The sequence below is a fragment of the Nocardioides sp. BP30 genome, from assembly GCF_029873215.1.
In the GTDB taxonomy this organism is placed as follows: domain Bacteria; phylum Actinomycetota; class Actinomycetes; order Propionibacteriales; family Nocardioidaceae; genus Nocardioides.
In genome coordinates, this window is sequence record NZ_CP123620.1 from 1642416 (window position 1) to 1666589 (window position 24174).

General features: G+C 71.1%; 26 protein-coding genes. 24 read left to right on the forward strand and 2 right to left on the reverse strand.

Features of this window, described 5'->3' with window-relative positions:
• Window positions 1-101 precede the first annotated feature (101 nt).
• The 16 genes from P5P86_RS07705 to P5P86_RS07780 all read left to right on the forward strand — a co-directional run bounded on the left by P5P86_RS07705 (window position 102) and on the right by P5P86_RS07780 (window position 15256).
• On the forward strand, window positions 102-2141 hold the full coding sequence (locus P5P86_RS07705; protein ID WP_280610734.1) for a glycoside hydrolase family 3 protein: 2040 nt from the start codon (window positions 102-104) through the stop codon (window positions 2139-2141).
• 49 nt (window positions 2142-2190) lie between these two features.
• Window positions 2191-3264 carry an amidohydrolase family protein gene (locus tag P5P86_RS07710; RefSeq protein ID WP_280610735.1) on the forward strand — a complete coding sequence of 358 codons (1074 nt, stop codon included), beginning with the start codon at window positions 2191-2193 and terminating at the stop codon, window positions 3262-3264.
• Window positions 3265-3443: 179 nt separating this feature from the next.
• The gene (rpsP, locus tag P5P86_RS07715) at window positions 3444-3911 is read left to right on the forward strand and encodes a 30S ribosomal protein S16 (protein WP_280610736.1); all 468 of its coding nucleotides are present in this window, start codon (window positions 3444-3446) and stop codon (window positions 3909-3911) included.
• Between the two features lie 2 nt (window positions 3912-3913).
• Window positions 3914-4156 carry an RNA-binding protein gene (locus P5P86_RS07720; protein ID WP_280610737.1) on the forward strand — a complete coding sequence of 81 codons (243 nt, stop codon included), beginning with the start codon at window positions 3914-3916 and terminating at the stop codon, window positions 4154-4156.
• 159 nt (window positions 4157-4315) lie between these two features.
• Entirely contained in the window at window positions 4316-4867 is a 552-nt protein-coding gene (rimM, locus tag P5P86_RS07725; RefSeq protein ID WP_280610738.1) for a ribosome maturation factor RimM, read from the forward strand.
• Window positions 4867-6039, forward strand: coding sequence for a tRNA (guanosine(37)-N1)-methyltransferase TrmD (trmD, locus tag P5P86_RS07730; RefSeq protein ID WP_280610739.1), 1173 nt, complete (start codon window positions 4867-4869; stop codon window positions 6037-6039). The genes rimM and trmD overlap by 1 nt, the downstream gene beginning before the upstream one ends.
• 200 nt (window positions 6040-6239) lie before the next feature.
• A complete protein-coding gene (gene rplS / locus P5P86_RS07735; protein WP_280610740.1) occupies window positions 6240-6593 on the forward strand; it encodes a 50S ribosomal protein L19 in 354 nt (117 codons plus the stop codon).
• Between the two features lie 30 nt (window positions 6594-6623).
• A complete protein-coding gene (lepB, locus tag P5P86_RS07740) occupies window positions 6624-7466 on the forward strand; it encodes a signal peptidase I (protein ID WP_280610741.1) in 843 nt (280 codons plus the stop codon).
• Window positions 7463-8155, forward strand: a complete 693-nt coding sequence (gene rnhB / locus P5P86_RS07745) for a ribonuclease HII (RefSeq protein WP_280610742.1) — start codon at window positions 7463-7465, stop codon at window positions 8153-8155. Before lepB ends, rnhB begins: the two co-directional genes overlap by 4 nt.
• A gap of 81 nt (window positions 8156-8236) precedes the next feature.
• Window positions 8237-8545 carry a DUF2469 domain-containing protein gene (locus P5P86_RS07750; RefSeq protein ID WP_280610743.1) on the forward strand — a complete coding sequence of 103 codons (309 nt, stop codon included), beginning with the start codon at window positions 8237-8239 and terminating at the stop codon, window positions 8543-8545.
• Window positions 8546-8668: 123 nt separating this feature from the next.
• Window positions 8669-9157 carry a TadE/TadG family type IV pilus assembly protein gene (locus tag P5P86_RS07755; RefSeq protein WP_280610744.1) on the forward strand — a complete coding sequence of 163 codons (489 nt, stop codon included), beginning with the start codon at window positions 8669-8671 and terminating at the stop codon, window positions 9155-9157.
• Window positions 9157-10995, forward strand: a complete 1839-nt coding sequence (locus tag P5P86_RS07760; protein WP_280610745.1) for a pilus assembly protein TadG-related protein — start codon at window positions 9157-9159, stop codon at window positions 10993-10995. Before P5P86_RS07755 ends, P5P86_RS07760 begins: the two co-directional genes overlap by 1 nt.
• Window positions 10996-11126: 131 nt before the next feature.
• Window positions 11127-11495, forward strand: coding sequence for a YraN family protein (locus P5P86_RS07765; protein ID WP_280610746.1), 369 nt, complete (start codon window positions 11127-11129; stop codon window positions 11493-11495).
• Window positions 11495-13075: a YifB family Mg chelatase-like AAA ATPase gene (locus P5P86_RS07770; protein ID WP_280610747.1), complete on the forward strand. Its 1581-nt coding sequence runs from the start codon at window positions 11495-11497 to the stop codon at window positions 13073-13075. The genes P5P86_RS07765 and P5P86_RS07770 overlap by 1 nt, the downstream gene beginning before the upstream one ends.
• Window positions 13072-14226 (forward strand): DNA-processing protein DprA, encoded by a 1155-nt coding sequence (gene dprA, locus P5P86_RS07775; protein WP_280610748.1) that lies wholly within the window; start codon window positions 13072-13074, stop codon window positions 14224-14226. Before P5P86_RS07770 ends, dprA begins: the two co-directional genes overlap by 4 nt.
• Before the next feature lie 109 nt (window positions 14227-14335).
• The gene (locus P5P86_RS07780; RefSeq protein WP_280610749.1) at window positions 14336-15256 is read left to right on the forward strand and encodes a tyrosine recombinase XerC; all 921 of its coding nucleotides are present in this window, start codon (window positions 14336-14338) and stop codon (window positions 15254-15256) included.
• A gap of 24 nt (window positions 15257-15280) precedes the next feature.
• Here the strand turns inward: P5P86_RS07780 and P5P86_RS07785 are convergent, their stop codons facing one another.
• A complete protein-coding gene (locus P5P86_RS07785; protein WP_280610750.1) occupies window positions 15281-15931 on the reverse strand; it encodes a murein hydrolase activator EnvC family protein in 651 nt (216 codons plus the stop codon).
• Between the two features lie 327 nt (window positions 15932-16258).
• Here P5P86_RS07785 and rpsB point away from each other — a divergent pair, with 327 nt between their 5' ends.
• The 8 genes from rpsB (at window position 16259) to P5P86_RS07825 (ending at window position 23262) form a co-directional block, all read left to right on the forward strand.
• On the forward strand, window positions 16259-17206 hold the full coding sequence (rpsB, locus tag P5P86_RS07790) for a 30S ribosomal protein S2 (RefSeq protein ID WP_280610751.1): 948 nt from the start codon (window positions 16259-16261) through the stop codon (window positions 17204-17206).
• A gap of 35 nt (window positions 17207-17241) precedes the next feature.
• Window positions 17242-18051, forward strand: a complete 810-nt coding sequence (gene tsf / locus P5P86_RS07795) for a translation elongation factor Ts (protein WP_280610752.1) — start codon at window positions 17242-17244, stop codon at window positions 18049-18051.
• Window positions 18052-18190: 139 nt separating this feature from the next.
• Window positions 18191-18904, forward strand: coding sequence for a UMP kinase (gene pyrH, locus P5P86_RS07800; protein ID WP_280610753.1), 714 nt, complete (start codon window positions 18191-18193; stop codon window positions 18902-18904).
• Window positions 18905-18947: 43 nt separating this feature from the next.
• Complete coding sequence (frr, locus tag P5P86_RS07805) at window positions 18948-19502, forward strand: ribosome recycling factor (protein WP_280611223.1); 555 nt, start codon at window positions 18948-18950, stop codon at window positions 19500-19502.
• A gap of 15 nt (window positions 19503-19517) precedes the next feature.
• Complete coding sequence (locus P5P86_RS07810) at window positions 19518-20399, forward strand: phosphatidate cytidylyltransferase (protein WP_280610754.1); 882 nt, start codon at window positions 19518-19520, stop codon at window positions 20397-20399.
• A 61-nt stretch (window positions 20400-20460) separates the two neighbouring features.
• The gene (locus tag P5P86_RS07815) at window positions 20461-20817 is read left to right on the forward strand and encodes a hypothetical protein (protein WP_280610755.1); all 357 of its coding nucleotides are present in this window, start codon (window positions 20461-20463) and stop codon (window positions 20815-20817) included.
• A gap of 81 nt (window positions 20818-20898) precedes the next feature.
• Window positions 20899-21990: a dual-specificity RNA methyltransferase RlmN gene (gene rlmN, locus P5P86_RS07820; protein WP_348537915.1), complete on the forward strand. Its 1092-nt coding sequence runs from the start codon at window positions 20899-20901 to the stop codon at window positions 21988-21990.
• A 90-nt stretch (window positions 21991-22080) separates the two neighbouring features.
• Complete coding sequence (locus P5P86_RS07825) at window positions 22081-23262, forward strand: glycosyltransferase family 4 protein (protein ID WP_280610757.1); 1182 nt, start codon at window positions 22081-22083, stop codon at window positions 23260-23262.
• Here the strand turns inward: P5P86_RS07825 and P5P86_RS07830 are convergent.
• Window positions 23252-24157, reverse strand: coding sequence for an LOG family protein (locus tag P5P86_RS07830; RefSeq protein ID WP_280610758.1), 906 nt, complete (start codon window positions 24155-24157; stop codon window positions 23252-23254). The genes P5P86_RS07825 and P5P86_RS07830 overlap by 11 nt on opposite strands.
• Between the last annotated feature and the right edge of the window lie 17 nt (window positions 24158-24174).

Sequence of the window (24174 nt, forward strand, 5' to 3'; positions counted from 1 at the left end):
TGACAAGTGCGCACACGCGCAGCCCGGCGACACGTCGCCGGTGCCACCTCGGGCCGGCGGCGCGTGGACGTCGGGTGACCCTCTCGGGCAAGGAGACCCCTGTGCCACACCACATCCCCACGCCGGGCCGAGGCATCGCGGCCGGAGCCGCCGGCGTCCTCGCTCTCGGCGTCCTCGTGGCCGCCTCGCCGGCTCACGCACGACCGACGCCCCACCCGGACGGGCACGCGTCCGGTCACCACTCGGGACAGCACGCCGGGCAGCACGGCAGCCGCACTCCGGCGTACGAGAACCCCCGCCTGCCGATCAAGGTACGGGTGGCCGACCTGCTCTCCCGGATGACGCTGGCGGAGAAGATCGGCCAGATGACCCAGGCCGAACGGCTCGACCTCACCGATCCGACGAACGTCGCGACCTGGAAGCTCGGCAGCGTGCTGTCGGGCGGCGGCTCGGTCCCCACCCCGAACACGCCGGCCGCCTTCGCGGACATGGTCGACACCTTCCAGACGGCTGCCCTGAGCACCCGGCTGCACATCCCGATCCTGTACGGCATCGACGCCGTCCACGGCGACGGCAACATCGGTGGGTCCACCGTGTTCCCGCACAACATCGGCCTCGGGGCGACCCGGGATCCGAAGCTCGTCGAGAAGGTCGAGCACATCACCGCCATCGAGACCCGGGCATCAGGGCCGCAGTGGGCGTTCGCGCCGTGCCTCTGCGTCGCCCGTGACGACCGCTGGGGTCGCACCTACGAGTCGTTCGGGGAGAGCCCGAAGCTGGTGGAGCGGATGGAGACCGCCATCGACGGCTTCCAGGGAACCTCCACCAAGGACCTGGCCCGGCCCGATCACGTGCTCGCCACCGCCAAGCACTTCGCCGGCGACGGCCTGACCACCTACGACGCGTCCAAGGCCGGCACCGGCGCCTACCCGATCGACCAGGGCGTCGATCAGGTCAGCCGGGCGACGTTCCGCCAGCTGGCGCTGGCGCCCTACGTGCCGGCGGTCAAGGAGCACCACGTGCAGGCGGTGATGCCCTCCTTCTCCAGTGTGGACTTCACCGACGACGGTCTCGGCAACCCGGTCAAGATGAGTGCGAACAAGGCGCTCATCACCGGATGGCTGAAGGACCAGCAGCGGTTCAAGGGCCTGGTGATCTCCGACTGGCAGGCCATCCGGCAGCTGCCCGGGACCTACTCCGACCAGGTGGCGACGGGCGTCAACGCCGGCATCGACATGTTCATGGAGCCCTACTCCGGAAGCACCACCGGCGCCCCCGAGTTCGAGGCCACGCTGACCTCCCTGGTCCAGAACGGCACGGTCGCGCAGAGCCGGATCGACGACGCGGTCTCCCGGATCCTGCGGGTGAAGTTCGAGCTCGGCCTCTTCGAGCATCCCTACACCAACCGCTCGCTGGCCCACACGATCGGCGACAGCGCGCACCACCGGGTCGCCCGGCAGGCCGCTGCCGAGTCTCAGGTGCTGCTCACCAACAGGCACCACACGCTGCCGCTGCAGCCCGGCCGTCACCCCGTCTACGTCGCCGGCAGCAACGCCGACAACATCGGCAACCAGGCGGGCGGCTGGACGCTGACCTGGCAGGGCGGCTCGACCAACGTCATCCCGGGCACCACCATCCTGGACGGGATCAGGGCCGAGGCGAGCGCACCGGTGACCTACAGCGTCGACGCCTCCGCACCTGTCCCGGCAGGTGCCGACGGCATCGTCGTGGTCGGCGAGACGCCGTACGCCGAGGGCTACGGCGACGTGGGTGGCCCACAGTGGGCCTACGACCCCGGTGACAACAACGTGCCGCGTCCGGCCAAGACGATGATGCTCTCGGCCGCCGACACCCAGGCCATCAAGACGGTCTGTGCCGCGGCGCGCAGCTGCACCGTCGTCGTCGTCTCGGGCCGGCCGATGATCATCCCGCCCGACCTGCTCGGGCAGATCGACTCGCTGGTGGCCGGCTGGCTCCCGGGAAGCGAGGGCATCGGTGTGGCCGACGACCTGTTCGGCCATCACCGCTTCACCGGCAAGCTCCCGGTGTCCTGGCCGCGCACGGTCGCCCAGGAGCCGGTCAACGTCGGTGATCCGGGTTACGACCCGCTGTTCCGCTACGGCTACGGCCTGCGGGACTGACGGGCGAGCACGGGGTCGCGTGGTCATGGCCCGGGGTAACGTCCGGGCCATGACCGCGCTGCGCTTCCACGGACCGGTGCTGCCCGACGGCGAGACGGCCGACCTCTACGTCGTCGACGGTCGGGTGACCTTCGAGCCGCAATCCGGCGCCGAGACCGCTGCCACGGGCTGGATCGTCCCCGGCCTGGTCGACGCGCACTGCCACCTCGGCCTCGGTGAGGAGGGAGCGATCAGCGTCGAGGAGACCGAGCGCACGGCCCGCGAGGACCGCGATGCGGGGGCGCTGCTGATCCGCGACTGCGGCTCGCCGATCGACACCCGATGGATCCAGGAGCGTGCGGACCTTCCCCGGCTGATCCGGATGGGACGGCACATCGCGCGCACCAGGCGCTACATGCGGGGGTACGCCGACGAGGTGGAGCCGGTCGGCCTGGCCGAGGCGGTCGCTCGGGAGGCCGAGCGCGGCGACGGCTGGGTGAAGCTGGTGGGCGACTGGATCTCGCGCGAGGAGGGTGACCTGCGGCCCTCGTTCTCGGTGGACGACTTCGCCGAGGCGATCAAGGTCGCCCACAACCACGGTGCGAGGGTGACGGCCCACTGCTTCGGTAGCGACGTGCTGCCCGGGCTGATCGAGCACGGCATCGACTGCATCGAGCACGGCACCGGACTGACCCCCGACCTGGTCGCGCTGGTCGCCGAGAAGGGCGTCGCGGTGGTGCCGACGGTGATGCAGACCGAGAACTTCCCGGTCTTCGCCGAGCAGGGCGGTGCGCGGTTCCCGGCGTACGCGTCCACCATGAGCGACCTCTACGAACGCCGTCGCGAGACGATCATGACAGCCTTCGAGGCCGGCGTCCCGCTGTACGCCGGCACCGACGGCGGAGGTGCCCGACGGCATGGCAATCTCCCCGGCGAGATCCGGGCGATGGTCGAGATGGGCCTGCCGCCCGGCTACGCCCTGGGCGCCGCCTCATGGCAGGCGCGGGCCTGGCTGGGTGTCGCCGGGATCGAGGAGGGTGCCTCGGCGGACTTCGTCGTCTACGATGCCGATCCGCGGGCCGATCTCGGTGTGCTCGAGCGGCCCACGGCTGTCGTCCTGCGGGGCAGCGTCGTGCGGGGTTGAGCGCCGCTGCTGGGGATTTCTCCAGACGGGTCCGCTCTGGCAGACTTGCCCGCTGAGTCCTGCGCATTCCGGACCCTCTCACCGGGTGCTGCAGTGTTCATCGAGAGTCCGGGACCGGTGTTCCCCACCTGGCGACGGCGTCTCACCCACTTATCGAACGTCAAGGAGACACCACAACCGTGGCCGTCAAGATCCGCCTGAAGCGCCTGGGCAAGATCCGGGTTCCGCAGTACCGCATCGTCGTCGTCGACTCGCGCACCAAGCGCGACGGTCGCGTCATCGAGGAGATCGGTCACTACCGGCCGAAGGAGGAGCCCTCCTTCATCTCGGTGACCTCCGACCGCGCCCAGTACTGGCTCGGCGTCGGCGCGCAGCCGTCCGAGGCCGTCGAGGCCATCCTCAAGGTGACCGGCGACTGGCAGAAGTTCAAGGGTCTCCCGGGCGCCGAGGGCACCCTGAAGACCGCCGCGGCCAAGCCCGACAAGCTCGAGCTGTTCAACAAGGCGCTGGCCGAGGCTCACTCGGCGCCGTCCGCCGAGGCCGTCACCAAGAAGAGCAAGAAGGCCGAGGAGAAGGTCGCCGAGGCTCCGGCCGAGGCCGCCGCCGAGACGACCGAGGCTCCGGCCGAGGCTGAGGCCGAGGCCTGAGCGTGCTCGCCGAGGCTCTCGAGCATCTCGTCCGAGGCGTGGTCGACCACCCCGACGACGTCGTCGTGCGCGACAAGCAGCTGCGACGCGGCTCCGTGCTCGAGGTCCGGGTGCACCCCGACGACCTCGGCAAGGTGATCGGCCGCAACGGTCGCACCGCTACGGCCTTCCGCACGGTCGTCAGTGCGCTGGCCGGCAAGGGCGGTGCCCGGGTCGACTTCGTCGACGTCGACCGGAGGCGCTAGCCGGAGGTCGGCGGAGACGAAGCATCCGGCGCAGCGTCGACGTCGACCGGAGGCGCTAGCCGGACGCCGACACCACGCGACAGCACGCCCCGACTGCCTGGCAGTCGGGGCGTGCTCGCGTTCTGCGCCGGGTGCGAGAGCCGATAGCCTGCAGCCATCATGAGTGACTCCATCGAGGTCCTGGTCGGTCGGATCGGCAAGCCGCACGGGATCCGCGGCCACGTGACGGTCGACGTCCGCACCGACGAGCCCGAGCGCCGCTTCGCCACCGGAGCCCGGCTGCGGGCGGTCCCGCCCCAGGGCTCCGCGCTGCGTCTCGGCGAGCTGACCGTCGAGGGCACCCGCTGGCACCAGGGCGTGCTGCACGTCCTGTTCGAGGAGGTGCCCGACCGCAACGCCGCCGAGACCGTCAGGGGCGTGCTGCTCTACGCCGACATCGACGCCGATGCCCGCCCCGAGGACCCGGAGGAGTTCTACGACCACCAGCTCGTCGGTCTGGCCGTCCACGACACCGACGGCGCCCTGCGCGGCGAGGTCGCCGCGGTGGTGCACGGCGGGGCGCAGGACCTGTTGAGCATCACGACGCCGACGCGCCGCGACGTTCTCGTGCCGTTCGTGGCGGCGCTGGTGCCCGAGGTCGATCTGGCGGGACGCCGGATCGTCGTCGCGGACCGTCCTGGCCTGTTGGAGCCGGATCTGGACGAGGCCTGATGCGGCTCGACTACCTCACGATCTTCCCGGACTACCTGGCGCCGCTGCAGCTGAGCCTGCCGGGCAAGGCGATCGCCTCGGGCCTGCTCGAGCTGCACGTGCACGACCTGCGGACGTGGACCCACGACCGGCACCGGACCGTGGACGACACGCCGTACGGCGGTGGCGCCGGCATGGTGATGAGGCCCGAGCCGTACGGCGCCGCCTTCGACGAGCTCGGCCTCGAGGACACCACCGTGATCGTGACCTCGCCGAGCGGTGAGCCGCTCACCCAGCCGCTGGCCCGCGAGCTGGCGACCCGCTCGCGCCTGCTGTTCCTCATCGGCCGCTACGAGGGCATCGACCAGCGGGTGATCGACCACACCCGGGAGCGCACCGAGGTCCGGGAGATCAGCCTCGGCGACTACGTGCTCAACGGGGGAGAGGTCGCCGCCCTGGCGATCACCGAGGCGGTGGTGCGGCTGCTGCCGGGCTTCATGGGCAACGCAGCCTCGCTGGTGGAGGAGTCGCACGAGGACGGCCTGCTGGAATACCCGGTCTACACCAAGCCGCAGCAGTGGCGCGGACACGAGGTGCCGCCCGTGCTGCTGTCGGGCGACCACGGCCGGATCGCCGCCTGGCGCCACCAGCGCCGGCTGGAGCGGACCGCCGAGCGGCGTCCCGACCTCCTCCACCCCAGCGCCGCCGCGACCGAGTGGCAGATCGAGCGCGCCGGCCGAGGGGACGCCGGCGAGCTCATGACGCTGATGCGCGCCTGCTGGTCGCAGGTCGCCCTCGAGGAGGAGTCGCTGGAGATCCCGGCGCTGCACGAGTCCTACGAACAGGTGGTGGCCGACCTCGGGTCCTGGGAGACCTACGTCGTGCGCGCGGGTGGTCGCCTCGTCGGATCGGTGCGCGGGCGGCTCATCGACGCACCCGACGGTGAGGGCCGCTGGTGGGACATCGGACGGCTGTGCGTGGCTCCCGATCTGCAGGGCCGTGGTCTGGGTCGCGCGCTCCTGGAGCACATCGAGCGCGTCGCTGCGCCGCAGGCCACGGCGTACTGGCTCTTCACCGGGGCCAACGCGCACCGCAACCAGCGGCTCTACAAGCGGGCCGGCTTCCGTCTGCGACCCGATCTCGCCAGCATCCCGGGCACGGTGGTGCTGACGAAGCGTCGCCGTCCGGAGTGATTTCCGCCGGTCGTCGGCCCTGTGGCACAATCCCTACTTGGTCATCGTCGGCCGAAGGGCAGCTCCGCGAAAGCACGCGGAGGGTCCGCGACGGGCACCTGCCACAGGGGGAGCCTGACGCCGCCGGCCACAGCACGAGGACCGTCCAGCTGAAGATCCGAACACCCGCGGCCGACCTGTGGCATCCGTGAGGAGCAACCATGAGCAACAACCTGCTTGCCGAGATCGGCAACGCCGCCAAGCGCACCGACGTGCCCGACTTCAAGGCCGGCGACACCGTCAAGGTGCACGTCAAGGTCGTCGAGGGCAACCGCTCGCGCGTCCAGGTCTTCCAGGGCGTCGTGATCGCCCTGCAGGGCGCCGGCATCTCCCGCAGCTTCACCGTCCGCAAGGTCTCCTTCAGCGTCGGTGTCGAGCGCACCTTCCCGCTGCACTCGCCGATCTTCGAGCAGATCGAGATCGTCAGCCGTGGTGACGTGCGTCGCGCCAAGCTCTACTACCTGCGCAACCTGCGCGGCAAGAAGGCCAAGATCAAGGAGCGCCGCGAGGCCTGAGCTCCCGTGGGCCTGTTCTAGGCTCTGCGCGTGACTTCCGAAGACCGCGATCTCTCCCTCTTCCTCGACGAGGAACAGGAGGGGTCGCGGTCTTCTGCTTCCCAGGACGGTGGCGGACGCAAGGGCAGGAATCCTCGCAGCCTCCCGGTGTGGCAGGAGTCCATCCTCCTGCTCGTCCTGGCGGTGGTCATCGCGCTGGTGATCAAGTCGTTCTTCGTCCAGGCGTTCTACATCCCCTCGGCCTCGATGGAGCCCGGGCTGCAGGGTGGCCCCGGCATCGCCTCCGACGACCGGGTGCTGGTGGAGAAGCCGTCGTACTGGGGGAGCGGTACGCCGCAGCGCGGCGACATCGTCGTCTTCTCCGACCCGGGCGGATGGCTCAGCGCCGAGGAGGACACCCAGGCGACGAATCCGGTCTCCAAGCTGCTGGCCCGGATCGGGCTCTTCCCCACCGGTGGCCACCTGGTCAAGCGGGTGATCGGCGTCGCCGGGGACACCATCGTCTGCTGCGACAAGCAGGGGCGGATCGAGGTCAACGGCAAGGCCCTGGACGAGACCGGCTATGCGAAACCGGCCTCGCGCAGCTGCGCCGACACCGCCGGCGCGGGGGTCTGCTACGGCCCGATGGCGCGCACCGCGCACTGGAAGGCGGGCCCCGTCCCGGCCGGCTACCTGTTCGTGATGGGGGACAACCGGGACAACTCCGCCGACTCCAGCTATCACCTGTGCACCGACGCGGAGACCGACTGCTCGCAGTCGCCGTGGGTGCCGGTCGACGACGTGGTGGGCAAGGTCGTCTCGCTGGTCTGGCCGCTGGGCCGAGCGCACATCATCCACCGGCCGGCCGACTTCGCCACCGTCCCACGGCCATGAGCACCGCGCCGACCCTCCGGTTCGAGCGGGCCCTGCTGCGCGACGGGGTGGTCCACCTGGCCTGCGCCGACGAGGTCGGCCGCGGCGCGCTCTCCGGGCCGGTCACCATCGGCATGGTGGTGATCTCCGCCCAGACCAGGACCGCGCCCCAGGGCGTGCGCGACTCCAAGCTGCTCACGCCGGAGGCGCGCGAGCGGCTCGCCCCGAAGGTGCGCCGCTGGGCGCTCAGCCACGCCGTGGGCCACGCCAGCCCCGCCGAGATCGACTCCTACGGCATCATCGCCGCCCTCCGGCTCGCCGGTCGTCGCGCGCTCGCCCAGCTGAGCGTCGTGCCCGACGCGGTGCTGCTGGACGGCAACCACGATTACCTGAGCGCGCCGGTGCAGGACGCTCTCTTCGAGATGGCGGCACCGCCCGCCGAGCCGGTCGGCGGCATCGGCTCGGTGCCGCCTGTCACCACGATGATCAAGGCGGACATGAAGTGCGCCGGGGTAGCGGCCGCGTCGATCCTGGCGAAGACCACCCGCGATGCGCTGATGTCGCAGCTGCACGAGGAGTTCCCGGCCTACCTGTGGGCGGAGAACAAGGGCTACTCGGCGCCCGCGCACATCGCTGCTCTCGCCGAGCACGGCCCCTGTGTCCACCATCGGCGCTCGTGGAGCCTGCCCGGGGTCTCGGTGGCCGGCTGAGCGGCTGGGTCGTCGTCCCCGTGGCTCCGGCTGATCCGAGGTCACGCGGCGCCGTACCCGGGGTGGCTCTAGGATCCTGGCATGAGCGCGGAGGATCTCGAGAAGTACGAGACCGAGATGGAGCTGACCCTCTACCGCGAGTACCGCGATGTGGTCGGCATCTTCAAGTACGTGGTGGAGACCGACAGGCGTTTCTACCTGTGCAACCAGGTCGACGTGAAGGCGCGGACCGAGGCCGGGGACGTCTTCTTCGAGGTCTCGATGAGCGATGCGTGGGTGTGGGACATGTACCGGCCCGCCCGCTTCGCCAAGAACGTCAAGGTGCTCACGTTCAAGGACGTCAACGTGGAGGAGCTGAGTCCCTCCGAGCTCGACCTGCCGAAGGACTGAGCGCGCCGGGAGGACGGCGCACCAGTGCGCCTGAAGTCCTGGCAGGCACCCCGCCCCGGTCCTACCATCGGATCTGGCATGGGGTGAGCGCCTGACCGCGCTCGCATGGGGGCAGGAGTGGCGATGTCGAAGGTACGCCGGATCGAGCGCGGTGCTGCAGCGCTCGAGTTCGCGATCCTGGTGCCGGTGATCCTGCTGCTGGTGTTCGGCATCATCGCCTACGCCTACATGTTCAGCTTCCGCCAGGCACTCTCCCAGGCCGCGGCGGAGGGTGCGCGCGCGGCCGTGGGGGCGCCCACGACCTGCGCTGCGGCGTTGTCCTCGCCGTACGCCGGCACGTCCTGTCCGGCGCAGAGCGCGGCGGCCGCGGCGGTCTCGGCGTCGCTGTCGGGCTACGACATGTCGTGCGGCGTCAACTATCTGACGTGCGTCATCAGCGCGCCCTTCACCGGGACGAGCGCGACCGGGGCGAGCTGTCCCTCCACGCACTCGTGCGTGCAGGTGCAGGTGAGCTATCCCTACCGGGCGCACTCGCTGCTGCCGACGGTGCCGGGTCTCGGGTTCACGCTTCCGACGACCCTCGCCTTCTCCTCCGTCGTGCAGGTCAGCTGATGCTCGCAGCAGCGGTCGCGCTGCTCGCGCGGCTCGCCGACCGGCACCGGTGGCAGGAGCGCGGAGCTGCCGCCCTCGTCCTGGCGCTGGTCACCGCCGGTGTGATCCTGCCGTTGGGTGCCCTGGCCGTCGACATCGGGCAGCAGCGCATCAACCGCGGCGACCTCCAGGCGGTCGCCGACACCGCCGCCCTCGATGCCGCACGCTCGATGACCAGCACCTCGACCGACGCGTCGGTGACGGCGTCGGCGAAGCTCAGCGCGGGCTCGGACACCGGCACCGTCGGCTCCGTGACCTCGGTCGTGGCCAAGGTCGGGTACATCGACCCGTCGGCGACCTGGACCTCGGACCAGTCGCTGGGCTGCGGCGGCGTGTATGCGAACGCGTACTTCACCTACCCCGCACCCAGCGGCAAGGCCAACGCCGTCCTGGTCGTGGTGCACGGCGAGACCGACTTCGGCCTCGCGGGCATCGTCGGGGTGACGCGGGGTGGGGCCTGCCGCTCCGCCGTCTCCAGCGCCTCGCTCGGCGCCTGCGCGATGATGGACTCCTACGCCGCGCAGCTCGCGACCGGGAACGCGGCCGTGCTGGGGCCGGTGCTGAAGATCCTCGGCACGAACCTCGACGCCGCCGCGCTGACCAGCTCGGGTCTCGTCTCGACCAACCTCGGTGTCCTCGACTTCCTCGGCGTCCTGCAGAGCAGACTCGACCTCGGCAGCGTCGACCAGGTGCTGAACGCCCAGGTCACCGCGGCCCAGGTGATCGCCGCCGAGGTCTCGGCGCTCACCCGACAGGGTGGTACGGCGGCGGCCGCGGCGAACACCCTCGCCACCCAGATCGGTGTCTACGCGACCTCCACCACGCCGATGCGCGTGGGGGACCTGCTCGGCATCGGCACCGGGGGGACCTCGGCGCTCGGCGCCTCGCTGAATGCGCTGGACCTGGCCGCCGCCGCGGTCCAGCTGTCCAACGGCACCCGTCCGCTCACCCTGGGGCTCTCCAGCTCCAATCTCACCGGGCTCAGCGCCGCCGCCACGGTCGGCAGCAGGCCGACACCGGTGTGCCTGGGCGACGGCACCAGGACGATGGCGCAGACAGCGGTGGGCCTGAGCGCGACCCTCAGCGGCGGGCTCACCGGCGCCGTGACCAACCTGGCGAACGGGCTCGGCAGCACGCTGTCCGGCGTCCTGAGAGCGCTCGGCGGTGTGGTCGGAAGCGACACCTACGGGCTCCCGCAGATCACCTTCCCCGACCCGATCACCGCATCGGTGAGTCTGGCGCAGGCCACCGGCAGGGTCACGTCGCTGACCTGCTCGGGCGCGACCCCGCAGGCGATCTCGGTGACCGAGCAGTCGGCCCTCGCGCCCAGCACCATCACGGTCCCGGTGACGGTCACGGTCAAGCACACCTGGGGTGTGCTCGGCTCCCAGTCGGAGAACCTCACGACCAAGCTGGTCCTGACCATCAGCACTGCCTCGAGCACGGCGCAACCGGTGACCGGCACGCTGGCCGTGCCCGGTGACTACGGGAAGGGGGTCGCCGGGCCGTCGGGGAACCTGTCCGTGAACAACCTCCAGCTCCAACCGATCGTGATCTCCGGCTCCGACGCGAAGGACTCCCACGGGAAGTACCTGGTCGGTGACCTGCTCGGTGGGCTGGCCTCGGTGACGAGCACGATCAACAACTCCCTGCTCACCCCCCTCGAGAGCGCCGTGGTGACACCCCTGCTGACAGCGGTGACCTCGGCGCTCGACTCGTTGATCGGTGCGACCATCGCCGGCTCGACGTACACCCCCCTCCCGACTCCCCGCTGCGGGACGCCCCGCCTGAACGACTGAGAGGACCGGTTCCGCGCAGATTCCCTCCACAGCCCGCTGCCGCTGAGTGCTTCTCCACAGCCCCGGCCACGCGCCTGGCTTAGCGCCTCCCACCGTTCGATGCTGACCATCCGATCTCGGACGGAGGCTCCATGACGACGACAGCAGCAAGCAAGCAGGCGATGGGTCGCTACGGCGAGGAGGTGGCGAAGCGACATCTGACCGCTCAGGGCATGGTCGTGCTCGACCGCAACTGGCGTTGCGCGGAGGGCGAGATCGACCTCGTCCTGCGCGACGGAGACACCCTGGTGGTCTGCGAGGTGAAGACGCGGTCCGACGACGCCTTCGGCACACCGCAGCAGGCCGTCACACCGGTCAAGCTGGAGCGACTGCAGCGGCTCGCCGAGCGTTGGGTCGTCGCCCGCGGCCTGCGCCCGGCCGAGGTGCGGATCGACCTGGTCGCCGTGCATCGGCCGCGCCGCGGAGCCGCTCACGTCGAGCACGTGCGAGGCCTGGGCTGATGGCCGTCGCATCGGCGCACTGCGTCGCGCTGCGAGGAGCCGTGGGGCATCTGGTGGACGTCCAGGCCGACGTGTCGCCCGGGCAGGTGGGCACCACGCTGGTCGGCCGTGTCGACGCCGCCCTGCACGAGGCACGCGACCGGGTGCGGATGGCGATCGAGAACTCCGAGCTGACCTGGCCCGGCACCACCAAGCGGGTCACGGTGCTGCTCTCACCCGCTGACCTGCCCAAGTCCGGAGCCCACTTCGACCTCGCGATCGCGGTGGCCATCCTCGCGGCCAGCGGCGAGGTCGACCCACGGAGCCTGCAGGGCACTGCCTTCATCGGGGAGCTCACGCTGGCCGGCGGCCTGCGGGCGGTGACCGGCGTGCTGCCGATGGTGCTCGCGGCGTCGAAGCGGGGGATCCGGCAGGTCTTCGTGCCGGAGCCCCAGGCGCGGGAGGCGGCGATGGTGCCGGGCATGACGGTGTTGGGGCTGCGCTCGCTCAACCAGGTGGTGGCCGCCTTGACCGACACCGAGATGCCCGAGGCGCCGCCCGTCCCGCCGCTGTCGGGCGGGCGCTTCCTCGCCTGGCACGGCTCGGAGCGCCTCGAGGAGGTCGACATGGCCGACCTCGTCGGCCTCGACGAGATCAAGTACGCCGTCGAGGTCGCCGCCGCGGGCGGTCACCACCTGCTCATCGACGGGCCGAAGGGGTGCGGCAAGACCTCGGTCGCCGAGCGGATCCCGACCGTCCTGCCCGACCTGACCGGTGCGGAGTCGGTCGAGCTGATGGCGATCAGGTCCCTGGCCGGCGTCCTCGACCCCGCGCTCGGCATGGCGACCCGGCCGCCGTTCTCGGCACCGCACCATGACGCCAGCAAGGCGAGCATCGTCGGAGGCGGCGCCGGCCGCGTGCGACCCGGAGAGCTGAGCCTGGCGCATGCGGGCGTGCTCTTCCTCGACGAGTTCCCGCTCTTCCGCACCGACGTCATCGAGGCCCTCCGTGAGCCGCTGGAGAACGGCGACATCACCGTCGCACGCGGCGAGGAGGCGATCACGCTGCCGGCGCGGAGCATGGTCGTGCTGGCCGCCAACCCCTGCGCGTGCGGGAACAACGTCGGCCAGAACCGGACCAGCTGCACCTGCACCTCGGCGCAGGTCCGCGACTACGAGAAGAGGGTGAACGGTCCGATCGCCGACCGCATCGACATCACCCGCCACATGCGACCGGCACTGTTCACCCACGATCCGCTCGCCGTCCCGCAGAGCAGCGCGATGATGCGCGCGCGGGTGAGCGAGGCCCGTGCCCGACAGGCCGAGCGCTACGCGGAGGACCACTGGCGGCTCAACGCCCAGGCCCCCAGTGCCGCGCTGCGCGAGCGGTCGCCGTTGCAACGGGACGGGCAGCGCCTGGTGGACGCGGCGATCGGGGCGGGGAAGCTCACCCGCCGTGGGGCGGTCAAGGTGCACCGGCTTGCATGGACGATCGCCGACCTGGGTGGCCGGCAGGTCCCGGGCGAGTGCGAGGTGAAGACAGCGCTCGACCTGCGGCAGGGACATGCCCTCGCCACCGCCGTGACGGAGCGTGCCGGATGAGCGTCAGCGACGAGGAGCGGCTCGCGCGGCTGGCCCTCAGCCAGATCCTCGAGCCCGGCGACCATCGCATCGCCGGGTTGGTCCACCAGCTCGGCGGGATCGGGCTCCTGGAGATGCTGCGCACCGGGGAGCACGACCTGCCCCGGCTCGACGTCGCGGCCCGGCTCGCCCAACTCGACCCGATGCGACAGCTGGAGGTGGGCCAGCAGCGCGGGATGCGCTACGTCGTGCCGGGTGACCCGGAGTGGCCTGCTCAGCTGGAGCCGCTCGACCACGTCGCACCGCTCCACGAGAGGACGGGCTGTCCGCCGGGCCTGTGGGTCCGTGGACCGGTGCGACTCGACACCCTCGAGCGGTCGGTCGCCATCGTCGGTGCCCGCGCCGCCACGACCTACGGAGCCGAGGTGGCCTCCGCCGTGGCTGCCGACGTCGGCCGAGCGGGCTACACGGTCGTCTCGGGCGGCGCGTACGGGATCGACATCGCGGCGCATCGGGGTGCGATCGCCACCGGTACGCCGACGGTCGCGGTGCTCGCCTGTGGCGCGGACCGCGTCTATCCGCCCAGCCATCGCCGCCTGTTCGAGATCCTCGCCCGGGAGGGGGCGATCGTCGCCGAGGTCGCACCGGGCCTGCCTCCGACCCGACTGCGCTTCTTGAGCCGCAACCGGCTCATCGCCGGCCTGGCCCGCGGCACTGTCATCGTCGAGGCCGGTCGGCGCAGCGGAGCGCGCAACACGGCGAGCTGGACGTCCCGGCTGAGTCGTCCGCTCATGGGCGTCCCCGGCCCGGTGACCAGCGCCGCCTCCGAAGGGGTCCATCGGATGCTGCGCTCGGGCGAGGCGGTGCTGGTGACCTCGGGGGAGGAGGTGCTCGAGATGGTCGGTTCCGCCGGGGAGTTCCTGCCCCGGGAGGAGTCCGCCCCGGCTCGCCCTCGCGACCTGGTCACGCTGCGCGAGCAGCAGGTCCTCGATGCCGTGCCGGTCGGCAAGGGCGCTCGGGTGGACTCGATCGCCCTCACCGCCGGGATGAGCGTCCTGGCGGTCCAGGACGCGTTGCGGATCCTGGAGGACCGGGGGTTGGCCGTGCTCGCCGGCGACGGTTGGCGGCTGACCGCCGCGGCGCTGCAGGCGGCGAGCGAGAGCAACCGGTGACATCGTCGGGTCAGTGGCGACGCGGGCGCCCCGGCGCGGCCCTGCCGCCGGTGCCGGCGCCGCGGCGCTCGTGCCGCCTAGACTCGCCGTTGTGACGGATGAGGCGGATGTGACGGGGTTGTCGGAGGCCTTCGCACAGGTGCTGGCCGACTACGAGCGGCATCTGGCGGCTGAGCGCGATCTCAGCGCGCATTCCGTGCGGGCCTACGTCGGCGACATCCTCGCGCTGCTCGACCACGCCGCGCGACTCGGCATGGCCAGCCCCGACCAGCTCGACCTGCGCACCCTGCGCAGCTGGCTGGCCAAGCAGCAGTCGATGGGGCGCAGTCGCACCACGATCGCCCGTCGGGCAACGGCGGCCCGCGTGTTCACCGCGTGGCTGGCACGCACCGGCCGGGCGCCGCTGGATGCGGGCGCCGCGCTGCGCTCACCGAAGGCCCATCGCACGCTGCCACCGGTGCTCCGCGCGGACGAGGCGGAGGCGTTGCTGCGCGCCACCACGGAGCTGGCTGCGGACACCGGCCCGCTGGGACTGCGCGACGTCGCGATCCTCGAGCTGCTCTATGCGACCGGCATCCGGGTGGGTGAGCTCGTCGGTCTCGACGTGGACGACGTCGATCGGCAGCGCAACGTGGTGCGGGTGCTCGGCAAGGGCCGCAAGGAGCGCACCGTCCCGTTCGGCGTACCCGCCGCGCAGGCGCTGGACGGCTGGGTCGCGAGCGGCCGCCCCCAGCTCGCCCGACCGGGCTCCGGCCCGGCGCTGTTCCTGGGGGCGCGAGGAGCGCGACTGGACCAGCGTGCGGTGCGCACCCTGGTGCACAAGGCTGTCGGCTCGGTGCCCGGCGCGCCCGATCTGGCTCCGCACGGTCTGCGTCACACAGCGGCCACGCATCTGCTCGAGGGTGGTGCGGACCTGCGTTCGGTCCAGGAACTGCTCGGTCACGCCTCGCTGGCCACCACCCAGCTCTACACCCACGTGAGCACCGACCGCCTCCGGCGGGCCTACCAGCAGGCCCATCCCCGCGCCTGAGGACGAGGTTCGGGTCCGGTCCCGTCACCCGATCGGCATGCGGTCCGACGGTGGCCGCCACGTCGCATAGGGGAGCGGCACCGGCCGCGCAGGCACCCGGTCGATCGCCGAGGCGTGCGGGTCGCCGCCCTGCCACGGGAGCAGGCGCACCGGCTCGCCGAGACCGACGATCTGGAGAGGGTCGAGGTAGGCGCCGTCGCTGTTCCGCACCAGGCCCCAGTGCAGGCACGCGGAGGGCAGGCAGTGCGACCGCAGCAGCGTCACGGTGCCGATCATCGCGCCCGCAGGGACCACATCCCCGACCGCCACGCCCGCCGCAACGGGCTCATACGTGGTCCGGAACGCGCCGTGGTCGACCACCACGACACCACGGCCGGCGAGCGACCCGGCGAAGGTGACGTGCCCGGGCAGCGCTGCCAGCACCGCCTGCCCGACCCCGGCGGCGAGGTCGACGCCCCGATGACCGGCTCCCCAGGGTGTCGAGGGCGGATCGAAGGCTCGGACGACCCTCGGCGTCGGCTGCAGCGGCCACCGACCGATCGGAACCGCCGCCCCGGCGTCGCCGGCGACCGCCGCCCGCCCGCGGAGAGGAGCGAGGGCGAGCAGGACGATCGTCAGGACGGCGAGGAGGCGTACGCCGGGGAGGCGGATCCCATCGGTGGTGGAGTGCTTCATGCGACCTACTGTCGGCGTCTCGTCGAGTCCGCGCGGCGGATGCGGAGGGTCTTGGGGAGAACGACGCAGGAGGGCGGCCCTGTGGACGAGAACCGGTCGAAGTGGGACCGGTCCGAGCACTCGCCGGACCGCTCGGCAGCGATTCGCCCACCGTCGTCGGAGCGACTACGCTGAGCACAGCAGCCCACCCGGGCTGACTTCGCGTGTCCGCAGACCGTGCAGGAGCTCCGCCTCCTGTCAGCCCACGGGCGCGGCCCCCAGTCCCTCTCGCAGGGTCGGGTCGCGCGCGGACACCAGGCAGAACTGGAAACCAAGGAAGAAGACATCATGGCAGTCGTGACCATGCGCCAGCTCCTTGAGAGCGGCGTCCACTTCGGACACCAGACCCGTCGCTGGAACCCGAAGATGAAGCGCTTCATCATGACCGAGCGCAACGGCATCTACATCATCGACCTGCAGCAGTCGCTGGCCTACATCGACCGCTCCTACGCCTTCATCAAGGAGACGGTCGCCAAGGGCGGCACCATCCTGTTCGTCGGCACCAAGAAGCAGGCTCAGGAGGCCATCGCCGAGCAGGCGACCCGCGTCGGTCAGCCCTACGTCAACCAGCGCTGGCTGGGCGGCATGCTGACGAACTTCTCGACCGTGCACCAGCGGATCAACCGCCTCAAGGAGCTCGAGGAGATCGACTTCGACGACGTGGCCGGTTCCGGCCGCACGAAGAAGGAGCTCCTGCAGATGCGCCGCGAGAAGGACAAGCTGTCGAAGACCCTCGGTGGTCTGCGCGACATGGGTCGCACCCCGACCGCTGTCTGGATCGTCGACACCAACAAGGAGCACCTCGCCGTCGAGGAGGCCCGCAAGCTCAAGATCCCGGTCATCGCGATCCTCGACTCCAACTGCGACCCCGACGACGTCGACTTCCCGATCCCGGGCAACGACGACGCCATCCGCGCGGTCGGCCTGCTGACCCGCGTCGTCGCCGACGCTGTGGCCGAGGGCCTGATCGCCCGTTCGGGTGCGAAGACCGAGGGCGCCGAGGCCGGCGCCGAGGAGCCGCTGGCCGAGTGGGAGCGCGAGCTGCTCGCGACCCCGGCCGAGGGTGCCGAGACCCCTGCCGCCGCCGAGACGCCCGCCGCCGAGGCCTCCGCCGAGTCCGCTGAGACCCCCGTTGCCGCCGAGACCGCCGAGGCGACCGAGGCTCCGTCGACCGAGACCGCCGAGACCGCCGAGGCGACCGAGGCTCCGGCGACCGAGGCTCCGGCCGAGGCCTGATCCGTTCCGTCCACCGACGTACAGAAGGACAACACATGGCTTACACCGCTGCCGACGTCAAGAAGCTGCGTGAGCTGACGCAGGCCGGCATGATGGACTGCAAGAAGGCGCTCGACGAGACCGACGGCGACTTCGACAAGGCCGTCGAGCTGCTCCGCGTCAAGGGTGCCGCGAAGGCCGCCGCCCGTGCGGCCGAGCGCGAGGCGTCGGCCGGTCTGGTCGCCGCCTCGGGCAGCGCCCTGATCAGCCTCAAGGCCGAGACCGACTTCGTCGCGAAGAACGAGGCCTTCATCACCGCCGCCCAGGCCATCGCCGACGCCGCGAACGCCGCCAAGGTCGGCGACGCCGAGGCTCTCAAGGCCGTCTCGCTCGGCGAGAAGACCGTCGGTGAGACGGTCGACGAGCTCGCCCGCACCATCGGCGAGAAGATCGAGCTGGGCGACGTCGCCTACTTCGAGGGCAACACCACCGTCTACCTGCACAAGAAGGCCTCCGACCTTCCGCCGGCGCTCGGCGTGCTCGTCGAGTACGAGGGCGACGAGGCGGCCGCGAAGCAGGCGGCCCAGCAGGCGGCAGCGCTGAAGGCCCAGTTCCTCACCTCCGACGAGGTCCCCGCGGACGTCGTGGAGAAGGAGAAGGACGTCCTGACCAAGAAGACGCTCGAGGAGGGCAAGCCCGAGGCTGCCGTCGCCAAGATCGTCGAGGGTCGCATCGGCGCCTTCTTCAAGGAGATCGTCCTGCTCGACCAGGAGTCGGTCTTCGAGTCGAAGAAGTCGGTCAAGCAGGTCCTGGACGCGGCCAACACGACCGTGACCCGGTTCGCCCGCTTCGAGGTCGGCGCCTGACGCACTCGGCGCGCACGTCACGTTCGTCAAGCATCACCCGTACGACGACGAAGGCCGGTCCGGTGACACACCACGTGCTCATCGGACCGGCCTTCGCCGTACGCTCCCCCTACAGGACCGCTCGGCGGAAGGATCACATGTGACCGGTTACAAGCGAGTGCTGCTCAAGCTCTCCGGCGAGGTGTTCGGCGGCGGCAAGGTCGGGGTCGACCCCGACGTGGTGGAGAACGTCGCCCGAGAGATCAAGGCGGTCGCCGACACGGGCGTGCAGATCGCCGTGGTGACCGGCGGCGGCAACTTCTTCCGGGGCGCCGAGCTGCAGCAGCGCGGCATGGAGCGGGCCCGCGCCGACTACATGGGCATGCTCGGCATCGTGATGAACTGCCTGGCGCTGCAGGACTTCCTGGAGCGGATGGGAGTCGACACCCGCGTCCAGACCGCCATCACGATGGGTCAGGTCGCCGAGCCCTACATCCCGCGCAAGGCGATCCGCCACCTGGAGAAGGGCCGGGTCGTGATCTTCGGCGCCGGCATGGGCATGCCCTACTTCTCCACCGACACGGTCGCCGTCCAGCGCGCGCTGGAGAGCAAGTGCGACGTCGTGCTGGTGGCCAAGTCGGGCGTCGACGGCGTCTACTCCGCCGACCCCAAGAAGGACCCGACGGCGGTGAAGTACGACGACCTCACCTACGAGCAGGCGCTGACCGAGGGCCTGCAGATCATGGACCAGACGGCGTTCGCGCTGTGCGGCGAGAACAAGCTCCCGATGGTCGTCTTCGGCATGGCGCCGGAGGGCAACATCCTGCGCGTCGTGCAGGGTGAGAGGATCGGTACGCTCGTCAGCGCCGGCTGACCTGCGGAACCGGCGACAAGAACGCGACAGGAGTGACATGGCGATCAACGACATCCTCGACGAGGCCGACGACAAGATGGGTAAGTCGGTCGAGGCGACGCGCGAGGACTTCGCGACCATCCGCGCCGGCCGTATCACCCCGAGCGTGTTCAGCAAGCTGACCGCCGAGTACTACGGCACGCCGACGCCGTTGCAGCAGCTCGCGACGTTCACCAGCCCCGAGCCGCGCGTGATCAACATCGCGCCCTTCGACATCACCGCGATGCCGGCGATCGAGAAGGCGATCCGCGACTCCGATCTCGGCATCAACCCCTCGAACGACGGCAAGATCCTGCGAGCCGTCTTCCCGGAGCTGACCGAGGAGCGCCGCAAGGAGTTCATCAAGCAGGCCAAGGAGAAGGCCGAGCAGGGCCGGGTGGCGGTCCGCCAGGTACGGCAGAAGGCCAAGCAGAACCTCGAGAGGCTCGAGAAGGACGGCGAGGTCGGCAAGGACGACGTCACCGGCGCCGAGAAGCGCCTCGACGCGTTGACCAAGAAGCACACCGACGTCATCGACGAGCAGCTCAAGAGCAAGGAGGCCGAGCTCCTCGAGGTCTGAGGAGCTCGCCCCGACATGGTGGATACGACGGGTACCGCCGTCCCGCCGCCCCCCAAGAAGGACTACGGCCGGGCCGGCCGCAACGTCCCCGTCTCGATCGCGTCGGCGGTCGTGCTGCTGGTCGTCATCGGCCTGACGCTGTTCTTCTGGAAGACAGCGTTCATCGCTCTGGTCGCCGTCTGCGTCATCGCCGGGGTCTGGGAGCTGCGCCGAGGCCTGATGGCCAAGGACCTCGACCTGCCCGAGCAGCCGCTCATGCTGGGCGGCGTGGTGATGGTGGTGGTCGCCTACTTCTGGGGCGCGCCGGCACTGGTGACGGCCACTGCTGTGACAGCGCTCGCCACCATGCTCTGGCTGCTGCACCGTGGCGTCGACGGCTACGTCCGCACGGCGTCGGCCTCGGTCTTCGCGCTCGTCTACCTGCCCTTCCTCGGCTCCTTCGTCGCGTTGATGCTGCGCGAGGGGGGCACCTGGCACGAGACGGGGGTGGACGCCGGCGTGAAGGGCATCCTCACCTTCGTGCTGGTCACCATCGCCTCCGACATCGGCGGCTTCGTCGCCGGGGTCCTGTTCGGCAAGCACCCGATGGCCCCGGTCATCTCGCCGAAGAAGTCCTGGGAGGGCTTTGCCGGCTCGGCCGTCACGACGATCGCCGTCGGCATCGTGCTCGTCGTCTGGATGCTCGACGGCCACTGGTACATCGGGGTCGCCCTCGGCGCGATCGCCGTGGTGATGGCGGTCCTCGGCGACCTGGTCGAGTCCGTCATCAAGCGAGATCTCGGGATCAAGGACATGAGCCAGATCATCCCGGGACACGGCGGACTGATGGATCGGCTCGACTCGCTGCTGGCCACCATCGCCCCGATCTGGCTGCTGCTGCACTACGCCGTCTTCTGAGGCCTCCCGCCGTGAGCGAGTCGCTCGTCCTCCTCGCCCTCCCGAGATACCGTGAGGTGTGATGTCGACCGAGGACACCGAGGACTCCGAGGACACCGAGGAGCGCGCACCCGCCGCCGAGCCCGGTTGGTGGCACCGCGACCATCCGACGTTCGCGGCCCTCGCCGGCTTCTACGCCGGGCTGATCTTCGCGATCGTCGTCCCCGGCCTGTACGTCGGGATCCTCGCCGCGGTCCTCGGGCAGGACCGGGCCGAGGACCTGTTCCCGTTCGTGCTGGTCACCCTCGTCGTTCCGCTGCTGCTCGTGCTCAACCGCCGCACCCGACGCTTCGGCCGCTACATGTGGCTGGGCATGGTGAGCACGGCGGTGGTGGTGCTGGGCGTCGGCGCCGCCGTCTTCTGGTACATGATGCGCTGACCGGCTCACGTTTCGTGGTCTGTCGTGCGGCGGTGGGAGGATGGTGCGGTGAGTGACGCACCCAGGACCCTCCCGCTGGTGATGGACGCCCCGCGCGGGCGCGCCAAGCCACCGCGGCACCTGGCCGACCTCACCCTCGCCGAGCGGCAGGAGGCTGCCAAGGAGGCGGGCCTTCCCGGCTTCCGCGCCAAGCAGGTCTCCGTGCACTACTTCGAGCGGCTGGTGCACGACCCCGAGCAGATGACCGACCTGCCCGCGGCCCAGCGCGCCGAGCTCGTCGCTACGTTCCTGCCTGATCTGATGACCTCGCTGCGCACCCAGAGCGCTGACGCCGGCACCACCGTCAAGACGCTGTGGAAGCTCTTCGACGGCTCGCTGGTCGAGTCGGTGCTGATGCGCTACGCCGATCGGGCCACCATCTGCATCTCCTCCCAGGCCGGCTGCGGGATGGCCTGCCCGTTCTGTGCGACCGGCCAGGGCGGCCTGCAGCGCAACATGTCGACGGCCGAGATCGTCCATCAGGTCGTGGTGGGTGCCCGCGCGATGGCCCGCGGCGAGGTCGCCGGCGGCCCGGGCCGGCTCTCCAACGTCGTGTTCATGGGCATGGGGGAGCCGCTGGCCAACTACCGCGCGGTGATGGGCGCCGTACGCCGCTTGACCGACCCCGCTCCGGAGGGGCTGGGTCTGTCCGCACGGCACGTCACCGTCTCCACCGTCGGCCTGGTCCCGCGGATCAAGCAGCTCGCCGACGAGGGTGTCCCGGTCACGCTGGCGCTGAGCCTGCACGCCCCGGACGACGAGCTGCGCAACGAGCTGGTGCCGATCAACAACCGCTTCTCGGTGGCCGAGACGGTCGACGCCGCCCACGAATACTTCACCAAGACCGGCCGCCGGGTCTCCATCGAGTACGCCATGATGCGCGGCATCAACGATCAAGCCTGGCGTGCGGATCTGCTCGCGGACGTGCTCAACGAGCGCGGCCGCGGCTGGGTCCACGTCAACCTGATCCCGCTCAATCCGACGCCGGGCTCGAAGTGGACCGCCTCGGATCCCGCCGACGAGCGCGAGTTCGTCCGCCGGCTCGAGGCCAAGGGCGTCGCCACGACGGTGCGTGACACCCGGGGACGCGAGATCGACGGGGCCTGCGGGCAGCTCGCCGCCGCCGAGGCCTGACCCCGCGCAGCGGCGGAGCGCCACCCGACATTCACCCGCGCGCCATCTGACCCTCAGCGTCACGTCGGTCACACCCGTCACCGTCGAACCATGACCGTGACCGAGCTGCCCCTGCGGATGGGCCCGACCGACCGCCTTCGCGTGCTGGTGGTCAGCGAGTCGTTCCTCCCCCAGATCAACGGTGTCACCAACTCCGTGAGACGCGTCCTCGAGCACCTCGCCGCCGAGGGACACGAGGCCGAGCTGGTCGCCCCCACGGGCCCGGCGACGTACGCCGGCTTCCCGGTCACCCGCGCCCGCGGCGCCAGCCTGTGGTTCTACCGCGACTTCCGGATCGGTCTGGAGACCCGCCGCCGTCTCCGCTCGGTCATGCACCGCTTCCGGCCCGACGTCGTCCACATCGCCTCGCCCGCCACGCTCGGCTACCAGGCCGCGCGCGTCGCCGCGGACCTGGGCATTCCCACGGTGGCGATCTACCAGACCGACCTGGTCGGCTTCGCCCAGCGCTACGAGCAGAAGTACGGCCTCAGCGGGGGAGCACGTGCCATGGCAGCGCTCACCCGCAAGGTCCACCTGCAGGTCGACCGGACGCTCGCCCCCAGCACCGCCAGCCTCACCCAGCTCGACCAGCTCGGCGTCCCGCGCACCGTGCTGTGGCCGCGCGGCGTCGACGTGGAGGGCTTCCACCCCTCCCGGATCGACCGTGAGCTGCGCCGCCGGATCGCCCCCGACGGTCGGCTGATCGTGGGGTACGTCGGACGCCTGGCAGCGGAGAAGGAGCTGCCGCTGCTGGCCCACCTGGCCCACGACGACCGCTACGCGCTGGTCATCGTCGGCGGCGGCCCCGAGGAGCAGCGTCTGCGCGGGCTGCTCCCCGGGGCGCACTTCCTCGGCGTGCTCCACGGCGAGGAGCTCGGCGCCGCCTACGCCAGCCTGGACGTCTTCGTGCACACCGGCCGGCATGAGACCTTCTGCCAGGCAGCGCAGGAGGCGCTGGCCTCCGGCGTGCCCGTGGTGGCGCCGCGCTCGGGCGGTCCCGTCGACATCGTCAGTGACGGCGTGACGGGCCTGCTCTACCGCCCCGGCGACGGCGAGGACCTGCGCCGCAGCGTCGACTACCTGGCCGAGGACCCGGTGCTGCGCCGGACCATGGGCCGCTCGGCCCGGGTGGCCGTCCAGGGTCGGTCCTGGCACGCGATCAACCGTCGGCTCGTCGAGCACTACCGCGAGGTCATCGACGACCGGCTCGGCCGGTTCCGGCTCAGCGCCTGACCAGCGCGGCCACCTCGTCGACGCTGTCGACCAGGTGGACGTGGCCGGCCATCACGGATTCGCCCGCGAGCGCCTGCAGCAGCGGCCACGCGGGCAGCACCTCGGTCCAGTACGCGCGACCCAGCAGGATCATGGGGGCGACCCGATCCGGGGTGGCGTAGTAGTTCTCGCAGGCATCCTGGAAGACCTCCTGGACGGTGCCGGCGGCACCGGGCAGGAAGACGATGCCGGCGTCGCAGATCTCGAGCAGGATCGCCTCGCGGGTGGCGTTGCGGAAGTACTTCGCGACCGCGTCGCAGAACACGTTGGGCGGCTCATGGCCGTAGAACCAGGTCGGGATGCCGAGCGAGGTCGGCTGCTGCCTGCCACCGGCGTACCCGGCCCGCACCGTCATCGCCGCCACCATCCAGTCCTGGATCGAGGGTGCGAAGCCCGGCACCTCCGCGAGCCCGTCGATCGCGGTGGTGACCGCCTCGAGGGGGTAGGTCGCCAACCAGGCCCCGAGGTTGGCCGCCTCCATCGCGCCCGGTCCGCCGCCGGTGGCGACCACGTGCCGCCGGCCCAGCACATGACCGAGCCTGGCGGCGGCGCGGTACGTCTGGTCGCCGCGCTGCGCGGCGTGGCCGCCCATCACCCCGACCAGATGCCGTCCCGCGACCCAGGCGTCCAGGGCCTCGTCGATGCCGAAGTCGTGCAGTGCCCGGACACGGGCCCGCTCGCGGGTGTGCTGCTCGCGGGACCAGGAGTAGGCGCGGGCGTCGAGGGAGTCGACGTACGCCGGGGTGTCGTACAGCTCCTCGGGCGTGTAGAGCGTCGTGCGCTCCGGATCGACGGGCGCCCGCGCCACCGGCGGTGCGAGCGGGACGGGGCGGTGGCGGACGGGACGGCGCTTCACGAGCGTCAACGTACGCC